Consider the following 11,943-nt stretch of genomic DNA (forward strand, 5'->3'; position numbering starts at 1 on the left):
CATGGGCAAGCAGCGAATCATCGAGGTCGCCGCCGACTGGGCAGGGCTTCGGGGCCCCGTCCTGATGGGCCAACTTACGGCGACGCCCTCCCGTGGCAAAGAGATCTTCGCCTTCGAATATGACAAAGCGTGGCTGTCCACGAGCGCACGGCGAGAGCTCGATCCCTCGTTGGCCCTTTATCGGGGGCCCCAGTATCCAGCGAAAGATCGAGAGAATTTTGGCGTCTTCCTTGACTCGTGTCCTGACCGCTGGGGGCGTGTTCTCATGCGTCGCCGGGAAGCCCAACTTGCCCGCGTCGAAGGTCGACAAGAACGGCATCTCCTCGAATCGGACTATCTGCTGGGCGTCCACGATGGGCACCGCATGGGTGCGATTCGATTCAGAGTGAACGGACGGTTCCTCGATGACAATGACGAGCTTGCGTCTCCTCCCTGGACCTCCCTGCGAGACCTCGAGCATGCAAGCCTGGAACTCGAACGAGAGGGGGCCGAAAACGACCCCGATTATGGCCGCTGGCTGCGCATGCTCATTGCCCCGGGCGGGTCGCTTGGCGGAGCGCGTCCCAAGGCGAGCGTTCGCGATGAAGGTGATGCGCTTTGGATTGCGAAGTTCCCGAGTCGCCATGACGATGACGACATCGGCGCCTGGGAGATGGTGGTACACGAACTCGCCGCGAGCTCCGGACTCGTCGTTCCTGACGCCCAATTACGTCGCTTCGGAAAAGGTTCAGGAGGTCGCTCGGCTCATCACACCTTCCTGAGCCGCCGTTTCGATCGATCCGTCCGCGGTGGTCGGCTACATTTCGCCTCGGCCATGACCTTGCTTGGCCGTGTTGACGGTCAGAACGCAGATGACGGGGTCAGCTACCTGGACTTGGCTGACTTGCTCATCCGCCTTGGCTCGAACACGTCTACCGACCTCGAGCAGCTTTTCCGCCGCATCATCTTCTTCGTCTGCGTATCGAATACCGACGATCACTTGCGCAACCACGGCTTCATGCTCACCCCCACGGGCTGGGCGCTCGCCCCGGCCTATGACATGAACCCCGACCCTGATGGCGCCGGCCTCAAGCTGAACATCTCCGAGACGGACAACGCCCAAGACCTCGACCTGGCCATCTCGGTGGCCTCCGCGTTCCGGGTAAAGCCGCGTCGAGCGGAAGAACTCGTGGATGAGATCACGTTCGCCGTCAGAAAGTGGCGCGAGGTCGCAGCTGCCAATGGGATCTCGCGCATGGCCCAGGATCGTATGCGGCGTGCGTTCCGCGTCGTGGAGTCGTGAAAACCACGAGCAAGCGAAAAATGGCACCGTCGTCTGGAAAGCTCGGGATCTGGCTTCAAGCCCAAGCAGGACGCCGGCGCGTTTTTCCGCTCGATCCACGGCACGGGCGGGTGGATGGTGTCGTTCCACTCGCCGTGGAAGACGTTGGGGCCGTCGGGTGCGGCGGCCCTACGCCAGGTTGTGGAAGACGTGCTGAACGTCGTCGTCCTGTTCCATCTTGTCGATGAGCTTGAGGACCTCCGTGGCCTTGTCCTCGGGAAGCTCGACGAGGTTTTGGGCCACGTACTCGGAGGCGGCTGACTGGACCGTCAGGCCGAGCTTTTCGATGGCGGCTTGCAGCTCACCGAAGCCCTGAAAGGCGCCCCGGACGACGATCTCCTTGTCACCCTTTTCGTTGGTGCCTTCGCCCATCTCTTCGAGGCCGTGGTCGATGAGCTCGAGCTCGAGCTCGTCGAGGTTGCGGCCTTCCACCGAGGCCGGATCGATGCGGAACACGCCCATGCGCTTGAACTGGAAGACCACGGAGCCCTCGGCGCCCATGCTGCCGCCGTTCGCGCGGAAGATGCTGCGCACGTTGGCCACGGTGCGCACGATGTTGTTGGTGGCGGTCTCCACCACCACCGCGATGCCGTGAGGGGCGTAGCCTTCGTACAGCACCGTGTCGTAGCTCTCGGCGCCCTGGCCGCTCGCCTTTTTGATGGCGTTTTCCACCTTGTCCTTCGGCATGTTGGCCGTGCGCGCGTTCTGCAGAGCGCGGCGAAGGGCAGGGTTGCTGTCGGTGTTCGGTCCTCCAGCCTTGACGGCGATCGCGATTTCCTTGCCCACGCGGGTGAAGGCTTTCGCCATTTTGTCCCAGCGGGCAAACATCGTCGCTTTGCGCGTTTCGAAAATACGTCCCATGACCCCTCTACATGTATCAGAAACCCGGGCGGCGGTGGAGGTCTCTGCGGTCTCAGCGCGCGCCGGTCAGCCGGGTCCACAGCGCCTCGTACGAGGCCGGGGGCGGCACCGCAAAAGACAGCGTCTTGTGGGTCACCGGGTGCTGGAAGGCCAGGGTCTCGGCGTGCAGCAGCAACCGGGCGGCCGGCAGAGGTTCGTGGCCATCGCGGCGAAAATCCCGCACGTACACGGTTTCGCCCACCAGGGGATGGCCGGACTCGGCGAAGTGGATGCGAATCTGATGCGTGCGTCCGGTCTCGAGCCTCACCCGGCAGCGCGAGACGCTGCGCCCGTCCGGGGCGCCCGTGTCGAAGGGCGGCACGAGCGGCGCCACCTGGCTGCCCAGCACGTGGGTGACCGCGTGACGCCCTTGCTCGGCGAAGCGGGTGCTGCCGCGCAGGCCATCACCGCGGTTTTCCACCATGTGGGAGGTGAAGCTGCGCCGCTGGACCCCGCCGTGAGCCACGGCCACGTATTCGCGGTCGGCTTCGTGGTGTTTGAACACCTGGTGAAGGCCTCGCTCGCCCAGCTTCGACTTCGCGAACACGAGCACGCCTGATGTGTCCTTGTCGAGCCGGTGCACCACCAGAAGCGGTGTGGCTGTGGCCGCGCGCTTTTGCCGGCGCCACGCCTCGCGGATGAGATCGAGGGCGGTGCCACTCTCTTTGGGATCCCAAGGCACGGTGGACACGTCCTCGGGTTTGTTGATGACGACCAGGTGCGGGTCCTCGAAGAGGATCTCGGCGAACGGCTTGTTGCGATCCTTGCGGGGCGCGTTCATCGACAGTGTGACGTGCTCGTCTCCGCGCAGGCGCAGCGCCGCGTCCAGCGCGAGCGTGCCGTTCACCCTTACCTTGCCCGAGGCACAGAGCTGTTTGACGGCCGACCAGCTGCGGTCGGGCAGCGCCGCGCGCAGCGCCGCCGCGAGGGTTTGACCGGGCAAGGCCAAAAAGGCCTCATCCCCAAAACTACGTGACTCGTGGTCGGACATGCTCGGCTTTCAGCTGCGAGGCGAAAGGCGCCCCAGCGCAAACTTGAGATAATCCCCTTCGGGGAAGGCGGCCCGCACGGGGTGGTCGAAGCCTGCGCCCGCGTAAGCCTCGAGGAAGAACCGCTTGCCCGTGCCTTTCTCCACGCCTTCGTGCACCGTCTGCATGAAGGCCTTGCGGGGCACGTGGCTCGAGCACGAGGCCGCCGCCAAGAGGCCGCCGGGGGCCACCACCTGCGCGGCCCTGCGGTGCAGGCGCTCATAGGCGCCGAGGGCTGCGGGCAGCGCGTTTTCGCTGGGGGCGAAGCTCGGGGGGTCGGTGATCACGATGTCCCAGGTTTGGCCCCGGGCCACCGCCGCTTCCAGGAAGGCAAATGCGTCCTCGGCGTAAAAGCCGGCGCGATCGAGTGGCAGTGCGTTCAGCGCGAAGTTGTCTTTCGCGGCGGCGATCGCACCGGGCGCGATGTCGACCGTGTCGGTATGCAGGGCCCCGGCCGCTGCGGCGTAGACGGAGAAGGCCCCCGTGTAGCCGAACAAATTCAAGACCCGCTTGCCGTGGGCCAGGGGCGCGAGGCGCGCGCGGTTTTCACGCTGATCGAGGAAAAGCCCGCCCTTTTGGCCAAACTGTAGGTCCACGGCGAAAGAGAGGCCGTTCTCGCGTACGGAGCGCACCGGGCAGTCGCCCTCGCCCGCGGCGCCCCGCGCGCGGCGCACGAGCGTGTGGGTGAGGCCCACGGCCGCGCCTGTCTCGCGGAGCAGGCTCTGCAGGCCCAAGGTGCCCTCGAAAAAGGCCTGGGGGCCTTCGCCGTCGTGCCGGACCGTGGCCGCCACGTCGTAGATGTCCACGTGGATGCCAGGCAGGCCGTCCGCCTCGCCATGGACCCAGCGAAAGGCGTTCGTTTGGCTGCGGTCGAGCCGTTCGAGCCTCCGGCAAAGAGCGTCGGTCAAGCGCGCCCGCACGAGCGCTTCGGCAGCGGCGCGCGCCCCCGCGGACGTGTGCGCGGGGGGCGCCCCGAGGCCCAGCACCCGCACGGCGATCGGCGAGGCGGCGTCCCAGTAGCCCCAGGCGAGCGCCTCTGCCGAACGCACCACCGACACCAGCGTGCCCGACGCCAGGCGTGGCGTGGGGTCGAGGGCCTCCCGGTAGACCCAGGGGTGCCCCAGGCGCAGGGCCCGCTCGAGCGGCTTTTTGAGGGACACGGTGGGGAGGTCGGAAAAAGCCATGGAAAAAAAGTGAAGCGAGGGGCTCAAGCTCCCCGACGACTCTGCCGAAACTCAGGGCACGAGGCGAGGGGTGGGCGGTCGAAGGGGTCGGGAGCAGGGAGCGGGGAGCGGGGAGGGGAGCGGCGAGTCAGGGCGGCGGCGAGACGGGGTGGCTATGCGGGCGGCGGGGAGGGGGGCAAGTGAGGGGGGGGCGTGTCCGGGAGGAGGACCCGGGCGCGAAGGTGGGGGGAGGGCGTTTGGGCTGCCGTCACACTCGGAAGGGGTGGAGGGAAGGCAACGGGCAGGAGTGTGGCCGGCGGCACCCGAGGTGCAAGGGGTTTGTGAGGGGTGTCGCGGTGCCGCTGGGACCAAAAAGGGTGTGCACCCCCTGAGGTCCGAAACGTGAGGGGATGAAGGACGGGCGAGTCACCGGTGAGCACCGGAGATTCGCCCGTCGCATTTTTGCGTCGAGCGGGTGAAGGGACGCTCAGTGAGGCGCGGTGCGTTGGGGCTTTGCGCCCCTGCCTGGCGATGGTAAACGTCTCCTCCCGTGACCCTTCGTGAACCTCTCGCGCGTGCTCTCTTCGTCCGGCCGGGGCGCCATGTCTAGGGCTTCGGTGCCCCCCTCCGAACGTCGGGGCCTCCGCCTGGAATCCCTCAGCGAAGGGCAGCTCGTGGCCGTGGTCATCGGCTGTGCGCTCCTGCTTTACCTGCCCTTCGCGGGCTCCTACGGCCTGTGGGATCCCTGGGAGACGCACTACGGTGAGGTGGCGCGGCAGATGACCCTGCGGCGCGACTTCATTTCCTTGTGGTGGCCCGGTTCACCGAGGGACGCGGACGTCTTTTGGTCGAAGCCCGTGTTGACCTTCTGGGTCCTCAGCCTGGGCATGCACCTTGCGGGGGTGGGTTTGCCCGGCGGGGCCCCGGGTGAAATGGCATTGTCCTCCCGGGTCGAGTGGGCGATGCGCGTGCCCATGGCCCTCTTTGCGGCCATGGCGCTCGTGGGGGTCTTTTTGGTCGTTGCCCGCTTCGTGAACCGGCGTGCAGCCCTCTTGTCCACGCTGGTGCTGGCCACGAGCCCCATGTTCTCGCTCATCGCCCGTCAGGCCATGACCGACATGCCGTTCGTGGGACCCATGACGCTGGCGTTGTCCCTGGCGGCGCTGGCCCTCTTCGACGACGCCGACGTGCCCCTGCCGCGCCGGGGGCAGGGCTGGCGCAGCTGGCCCCATCACCGCACGTTTTACCTCACGGTGGCCGTCTTTTTGCTGCTCGTGCTGCCGCAGCTCCTGGTGTACTCCGTGGACCTCAAGCTGTGGGTGCCGCTGGGAGGCGGGCGCCGCGTGCTGATGTACGGCGCGGTGGCGATGATCCCTTACGACCTTGGCGCCTTGCTCTTCGTGTGGCTGGCCGCCCGTGCCCGATACCGTGCGCCGCTTTATTTTTACCTGGCGGCCATGCTCTGCGGTTTGGCGGTGCTCGCCAAGGGGCTCGCGGGCTTGGGTCTGCCCGTGATCGTGTTCGTGGCCTACCTGGCGTTCACCTGGAACTGGAAGCGCGTCCAGCGGGCTCAGCTCTTGCCCGCGGTCCTGGTCTCGGTGCTCGCGGTGGTGCTGGTCGCGGCGCCCTGGCATCACAGCATGATCATTCGCCACGGCTGGGCGTTTTGGACCGAGCTGTTCGGCGACAACCACTGGCGCCGCATGGTGCTGGGGCGGCACGGGGATCGCGGCACCTTCGAGTACTTCCTGCGCGAGCTGGGGTTCGCGCTCTTGCCGTGGATCGCGCTGGCGCCCGCCGCGCTCACCGCGCTCGTCAGCCGCAGGGCGGACGACGTGTCCCCCGCGGGGCAACGCCGCCAGGGCATTTACCTCTTCGGGGGCATTTGGTTCGTATCGGCCTATGCGGTGGTGTCGATGTCGATGACCAAGTTCCACCACTACGTGCTGCCCGCCCTTCCCGGCTTGGCGATCGTGGTGGGGAGCTTTGTCGATGATCTGCTCCGTCGCGGCGATGCGCGCGCCGCGCGGCTTGCGGCCCTGGTGGGCTTGCCCTTGCTTGGGCTCGTGGCCTTCGACCTGACGAAGGCACCCCAGGGCGCACAGCTCTTTCTGTGGCTGTTCAACTACGACTACGTGCACAGCCCCACGGGGCGGCCCTGGCCGCAGGGGCTCGACTTTTCAATGAGCCTGGTGGTGTTCGTGGCGCTCTTTGCGCTCGGCGCGGTGTTGCTGTGCTGGCGCCGCACCCAAGCGTTCGGGGTCCTGGGCGCCAGTTTATCGGCCGTGGTCTTCACGTATTTTCTGCTGGACGTCTACATGCCGCGGGTCACGCCCTACTGGACCCAAAAAGACCCCCTTGCGGCGTACTACGAGGCCCGGCGCTCCCCGGAAGAAAAGCTCGTGGCCTACATGATGTACTGGCGAGGCGAAACCTTTTATACGAAGAACGAGATCTACGAGGGGCCCAAGGAGGATCGCACCGTGTTCGACACGGGCACCGCCGATCAGGATCTGCAGGCCTGGTTGGGGCGGCACCGCGGCCGGCGGGTGTTTTTCATGCTCGAGCGGGCGCGCCAGGGGCGGCTCGTCAGTTTGCTACCTGCCGAATCCCGCGCGTCGTTCACGCTGATTCACGATCGCAACAACAAGTTCGTGCTCGGCCACGCCGATCTTTAGGCGCGTGGCCCTGCCCGTGGGCTCTCAGGGGCGGCGCAGATGCCACGCCTTCGGCTGGACGAACGCGCTGATGCCCAGCGTGGAGAGCGTGCTGCCCAGGCCTGAATGGCCTCGCCCCGACCAGGGCAAGCGGGGGCTCACCCGATCACAGCAATTCCAGTAGACCGTGCCCGTCTCCATCGTCGCCAAGAGCGCCTCGGCGCGGGTTTGGTCCTGCCCGTAGATGCTCGCCGTGAGGCCGTAGGGCGTGTCCCGCATGAGCGCCGCCGCCTCGAGGTCGTCCGTGACCTTCTGGATGCCGATCACCGGGCCAAAGGTCTCGTCCCGCATGAGGCGCATGCGATGGTTGGCCTCGGTGACCACCGTCGGCGCAAAGAAAAAACCCGCACGGTCGAGCCGTGCACCGCCGCGGCGTACGTGGCCCCCCTCGGCGCGGGCATCATCGACCTGCGCGTCGAGCACGTCGAGCTGCGCGGCGCGGGTGAGCGGTCCCAAGTACGTGCGTTCATCCATGGGATCCCCCACGACGAAGGCATCCACCGTTTGCAGGAACTTCTCCACGAAGGCGTCGTAGACACTTTCGTGTACGTAGAGCCGCTCCACCGCGCAGCAGCTTTGTCCGGCATTGTAAAACGCGCCGTCTGCCGTGGCCTCGGCGGCCCGGTCCACGTCCACGTCGTCCATCACGTAAACCGCATCCTTACCGCCCAGCTCCAACTGGACCTTCGAGAGCTGCTTGGCGGCCGCCTCTGCCACCTTGACGCCGGTCGCGTGCGAGCCCGTGAAGAAAATCCCGTCGATGGGGGCTTCGACGAGCGCCGCCCCCACGTGGCCTCCCCCCACGACCACCTGAAAGGCGCTCTCGGGCACCCCTGCATTGTGCAGCAAGCTCGCCAGCGCCAGCCCCGTCAGCGTGGCGTGCTCCGAGGGTTTATACAAAACGGCGTTGCCGGCCAGCAGCGCCGGCACGAAGACGTTGCTGCCCACGAAGTAGGGGTAATTCCAGGCCGAGATGTTCGCCACGACCCCCAGCGGCTCCCAGGTGATGCGCTCTTCGAGCGTGTCATCCGAAAACACGGTGCGCGCCGCCAGTGTGGGCGCGACGTTCTCGAGGAAAAAAGCCAAGCGCCCGTCGAGCGCCTTGATCTCGTTGCGCGCCTGGGTGACGGGCTTTCCCGTTTCGCGTGTGGTGGTCTTCGCCAGGGTCTCGACCCGCTCCGCCACGAGCTTGCGAAACCGCGCCAACGTGGCGATGCGCTCCTCGAGGCGGGTGGCCGCCCAGCGCACGCGGGCCTCGCGGGCGCGGTGGGCTTTGTCCATCACGGCGGCGCGGTCGTCGGCGGGCAGGGCGTCGATCACCTCGCCCGTGGCGGGGTTCCAGATTTGCAGCATCTGTGTCGTGCTTCGGGTCATGTCGGTATCGCTTTCGCCTAGCGTTGATCTTGTCCGGGCCGCCCGTCGTGCCGACGTTTGCGAGCCGCCGTCAAAAAGTCTTGCAGCAACACCCGACCGTCCATCAGGGCGGGATCGTTCGGATCGTGCCACTCGGGATGCCACTGCACACCGAAGGCCCACGAGGGGCCCGTGTAGCGCAGGGCCTCCACGACGTCGTCGTCGATCGAGCGGGCCTCCACCTGCAGGTGTTGGCCCACCTCCTTGACGGCTTGGTGGTGGACCGAGCACACCCGCGCCGTGGCCGTATTCGGGTAGAGCGACGCGAGGAGGCTTGGGTGGTGGACACGAATGTTGTGAAAGTTCTGGTCGTAGACGTGCCAATCGCGGTGCACGAACGCGCCGGCCACCTGGGTGCTGATGTCCTGGTAAAGCGATCCGCCCAGGGCCACGTTCAGGATCTGCAGGCCGCGGCAGATGCCGAACACGGGTTTGCCAAGCTCGATGAAGGCGCGAATGAGCGCGATCTCATAGGCGTCACGCACCGGGTCGCCGCTCCAGTCTGGCTGCAGGGGTGTTTCCCCGTAGCTTTCGGGCGCAACGTCTGCCCCCCCCTGCAACACCAGGCCGTCGAGGTCGAGCGCGAAGGCGTCGAGGGCCACCGCATGCTGGCGGTCGGGGGAGGGGATGAGATAGGCCAGCGCGCCTTCCGACATGATCCAGTGGGAGAGCTGCTGCTCGACGTACTTGAGGGTCTTGCCCTTGAAGAGCGCCCGCTGAGGATCGGCGTGGAGGAACCCGGCCGATAGACCAATGCGCAGAGGTGCCGTCACGAGGAAAACGCCTTCTCGAAGAGGGTTTGGAAATCGTCCCGGTTGCAGGGGCGAGGGTTGTTCTGATGACAGCCGTCGGCCACGGCCACGTCCACGAGCGCGCTCAGGTGGTCGCGGCTGACGCCCGCCGCGGTGAGCGTGGCGGGGATCCCGATGCGGGCCTTGAGGCGCTCGAGCCACGCAAAGAACGCGGGCGCCCCGGGGTCGGTCAGGCCCGCGGCTTGCGCCAGCCGACGAAACTTGTCACCCACGGCGTCCACATTGAGGCGCAGGGCGTGGTCGATCATCACGCCATTGGCCAGCCCGTGGTGCATGTTGCAGACCGTTCCCAGGGCGTGTGCCGAGGAGTGCACGATCCCAAGGCCCTTCTGAAAAGCGATCGCCCCCATCATGGATGACATCAACATGCCCGCTCTGGCCTCGAGATCCTCCGGGGTTGCCACCGCGCGCGGCAGATGGAAAGCCGCCAGGTGCACGCCCTCGAGCGCAATGCCCTCGCAGATCGGGTGGTAGGCGCGGGCGAGAAACGCTTCCACGTTGTGGGTGAGGGCGTCCATGCCCGTTGCAGCCGTGACGGCGGCAGGAAGTCCCACGGTCAGCTCGGGATCGGCGTACACCACCTTGGCCAAAAGACGCGGGGAAAAGATGATCTTTTTAACGTGCGTGTCGTCATCCGAGATGACGGCGCTGCGCCCCACTTCGCTGCCGGTGCCCGCGGTGGTGGGCAGGGCCACCCAGAAGGGGATGGGGCGATCGATCGCGCGCGCGCCGGGCAGCTCGTCTTCGTAATCGAAGAGCGCCCCCGGGTGGTTCACCATGAGCGCGATCGCCTTGGCCACGTCGAGTGCGGCGCCGCCTCCGAGTCCCACGATGCCATCGGCGCCGTGTGCGGCGTAGGCCTTCACGCCGGCCGTCACCTGCGACGCGACCGGATTGCCCCACACGCCATCGAACGTGGCCGGCGTGAGGCCTGCTGCCGCCAGGGACGCGGCGAGGTCTTTCGTCAACGGAAGGGCTGCGAGCGCCTTGTCCGTGACGATGAGGGGCCGGCGCAGGCCTTCGGCGTCGAGCCGGGGCGCCACCTGATGACGGGCGCCGTTGCCGAAGTGAATCTCGGTGGGAAACGCAAAACGAGACAGGGGTGTGTCAGTCATGGTTGGGCCTCGCGGCAAGGTGTTTCAGATGATCTCGAAGTATCGTTCCAGCTCCCACGAGGTGACCGCGTCCCGAAAGCGGCGCCATTCCCACCGGCGCGTCGCCACGAAGTGGTCGATGAACGCGGGGGGCAGGATTTCGCGGGCCAGCTGCGAGGTGGCCATCGCCTCCGTGGCCGCCTCGAGCGTGCGGGGCAGACGCGGGGCGTGCTCGTTCACGTAGGCGCTGCCCGTGGTGGGCGGCAACGTCAGCGCAAGCTGATGTCTCACGCCGTACAGGCCGGCGGCCAGGGCTCCCGCGATGGCGAGGTAAGGGTTCACGTCGGCGCCTGGCACGCGCAGCTCGAGCCGGGTCGACTTGGCGCTGCCCGGGATCACGCGCGCAGCGACGGTGCGGTTGTCGAGGCCCCACGACACCTTGGTGGGCGCCCAGAAGCCATCCACGAGCCGCTTGTAGCTGTTCACGGTGGGGGCGAAGAGCGGCAAAATCTCGGGCAGGCAGTGCAGGATGCCCGCCAGATAGCTCTTGAAGGTGGCGCTCATGCGGTGGGGATCTTTGGCGTCGAAAAACACATTTTTTCCCGAGGCCCACAGGCTTTGGTGCAAATGCCCGCTCGATCCGGGGAGCTTGTCGTTCCAGCGCGCCATGAAGGTGGGCATGATGCCGAAGCGCGCCCCGATCTCCTTGGCGGACGCCTTGAAGAGCGTGGCGCGATCGGCGGCCTCGAGCGCATCCGTGTACAGGATGGCGGCCTCGAGCACGCCGGGCCCCGTCTCCGTATGAAGCCCTTCGATGGGAACACCGAAGGCGGCCAAGTCGTCGAGCAGGGCATTGAAAAAGGGAAGATTGCGGCTCGTGCGCAGCAAGGAATAGCCGAACATGCCGGGCGTGAGCGGCGCAAGGTTCGCGTGCTGTTTGTCCCTCAGGCTTTCAGGGCTTTCCTGGAAGTTGAACCACTCGAACTCCATTCCCATCTTCGCCGAAAGCCCTGCCTCTTCGGCCTGCGCGATCACCTCACGCAGCAGGCGGCGCGGGCAGGGGGGCGGGGGAGCCCCGTCTTTCGCTGCGGGCGCGGCAAAGTCGGCGAGGAAAAAGGGGATCTGTCCATCCCAGGGCACGCGCCGAAACGTGCCGAGATCGACCCGCGCCTCGGCGTCTGGATACCCCGTGTGCCAGCCGGTGTACGTGATGTCGTCGTAGCAAACGTCGCCGCAATCCCAGCCGAAGATCACGTTGCAAAAACCAAGGCCCCCTTCGGCTGCTGACAGGAATTTTTCGAGGTGCAGGTACTTGCCCCGCAAAACGCCGTCGATGTCCGTGACCGCCACCTTGACCTTCTGGGTGTCCAGCCGGCGAAGCTGGTCGAGGATGTTCGGTTTCCCGGCTTTCGACATGAGTGGCATTATCCCCCCAAGCGCTGCGGCTGCCCAGCACAGAGCCACGAAGGGGACCCGTGAAGTTCGGAGTCCGCGT

9 protein-coding genes are annotated in these 11,943 nt (G+C 66.6%); 2 read left to right on the forward strand and 7 right to left on the reverse strand.

Annotated elements, in window-relative coordinates:
- Window position 1: 1 nt before the first annotated feature.
- The gene (locus tag KA712_08085) at window positions 2–1,282 is read left to right on the forward strand and encodes a type II toxin-antitoxin system HipA family toxin (GenBank protein MCG5052904.1); all 1,281 of its coding nucleotides are present in this window, start codon (window positions 2–4) and stop codon (window positions 1,280–1,282) included.
- A gap of 168 nt (window positions 1,283–1,450) precedes the next feature.
- On the opposite strand, the gene KA712_08090 is transcribed toward KA712_08085, so the two are convergent.
- From KA712_08090 to KA712_08100, 3 genes are read right to left on the reverse strand one after another with little or no spacing between them, the layout of a single operon-like run.
- Window positions 1,451–2,182 (reverse strand): YebC/PmpR family DNA-binding transcriptional regulator, encoded by a 732-nt coding sequence (locus KA712_08090; GenBank protein MCG5052905.1) that lies wholly within the window; start codon window positions 2,180–2,182, stop codon window positions 1,451–1,453.
- Between the two features lie 52 nt (window positions 2,183–2,234).
- Window positions 2,235–3,212, reverse strand: coding sequence for an RluA family pseudouridine synthase (locus KA712_08095; protein ID MCG5052906.1), 978 nt, complete (start codon window positions 3,210–3,212; stop codon window positions 2,235–2,237).
- 9 nt (window positions 3,213–3,221) lie between these two features.
- The gene (locus KA712_08100) at window positions 3,222–4,433 is read right to left on the reverse strand and encodes a class I SAM-dependent rRNA methyltransferase (GenBank protein MCG5052907.1); all 1,212 of its coding nucleotides are present in this window, start codon (window positions 4,431–4,433) and stop codon (window positions 3,222–3,224) included.
- 581 nt (window positions 4,434–5,014) lie between these two features.
- On the opposite strand from KA712_08100, the gene KA712_08105 reads away from it, so the two are divergent.
- Window positions 5,015–7,090 carry a glycosyltransferase family 39 protein gene (locus tag KA712_08105; GenBank protein ID MCG5052908.1) on the forward strand — a complete coding sequence of 692 codons (2,076 nt, stop codon included), beginning with the start codon at window positions 5,015–5,017 and terminating at the stop codon, window positions 7,088–7,090.
- Between the two features lie 24 nt (window positions 7,091–7,114).
- Here KA712_08105 and KA712_08110 read toward each other — a convergent pair whose 3' ends face one another.
- From KA712_08110 to KA712_08125, 4 genes are read right to left on the reverse strand one after another with little or no spacing between them, the layout of a single operon-like run.
- Window positions 7,115–8,503 (reverse strand): aldehyde dehydrogenase family protein, encoded by a 1,389-nt coding sequence (locus KA712_08110; GenBank protein ID MCG5052909.1) that lies wholly within the window; start codon window positions 8,501–8,503, stop codon window positions 7,115–7,117.
- 17 nt (window positions 8,504–8,520) lie between these two features.
- Window positions 8,521–9,315 (reverse strand): gamma-glutamyl-gamma-aminobutyrate hydrolase family protein, encoded by a 795-nt coding sequence (locus KA712_08115; protein ID MCG5052910.1) that lies wholly within the window; start codon window positions 9,313–9,315, stop codon window positions 8,521–8,523.
- Entirely contained in the window at window positions 9,312–10,469 is a 1,158-nt protein-coding gene (locus tag KA712_08120) for an iron-containing alcohol dehydrogenase (protein MCG5052911.1), read from the reverse strand. Before KA712_08120 ends, KA712_08115 begins: the two co-directional genes overlap by 4 nt.
- A gap of 24 nt (window positions 10,470–10,493) precedes the next feature.
- Complete coding sequence (locus KA712_08125) at window positions 10,494–11,864, reverse strand: glutamine synthetase (protein MCG5052912.1); 1,371 nt, start codon at window positions 11,862–11,864, stop codon at window positions 10,494–10,496.
- Window positions 11,865–11,943: the final 79 nt, after the last annotated feature.

The organism is Myxococcales bacterium (assembly GCA_022184915.1).
Taxonomy (GTDB): Bacteria; Myxococcota_A; Polyangia; order Fen-1088; family Fen-1088; genus JAGTJU01.

What these genes read in the sequence shown, in the direction of transcription:
- KA712_08090 (MCG5052905.1), bottom strand. Translation starts at nt 2,182, where the DNA reads ATGGGACGTATTTTCGAAACGCGCAAAGCGACGATGTTTGCCCGCTGG.
- KA712_08125 (MCG5052912.1), bottom strand. Translation starts at nt 11,864, where the DNA reads ATGTCGAAAGCCGGGAAACCGAACATCCTCGACCAGCTTCGCCGGCTG.
- KA712_08105 (MCG5052908.1), top strand. Translation starts at nt 5,015, where the DNA reads ATGTCTAGGGCTTCGGTGCCCCCCTCCGAACGTCGGGGCCTCCGCCTG.
- KA712_08085 (MCG5052904.1), top strand. Translation starts at nt 2, where the DNA reads ATGGGCAAGCAGCGAATCATCGAGGTCGCCGCCGACTGGGCAGGGCTT.
- KA712_08110 (MCG5052909.1), bottom strand. Translation starts at nt 8,503, where the DNA reads ATGACCCGAAGCACGACACAGATGCTGCAAATCTGGAACCCCGCCACG.
- KA712_08120 (MCG5052911.1), bottom strand. Translation starts at nt 10,469, where the DNA reads ATGACTGACACACCCCTGTCTCGTTTTGCGTTTCCCACCGAGATTCAC.
- KA712_08100 (MCG5052907.1), bottom strand. Translation starts at nt 4,433, where the DNA reads ATGGCTTTTTCCGACCTCCCCACCGTGTCCCTCAAAAAGCCGCTCGAG.
- KA712_08095 (MCG5052906.1), bottom strand. Translation starts at nt 3,212, where the DNA reads ATGTCCGACCACGAGTCACGTAGTTTTGGGGATGAGGCCTTTTTGGCC.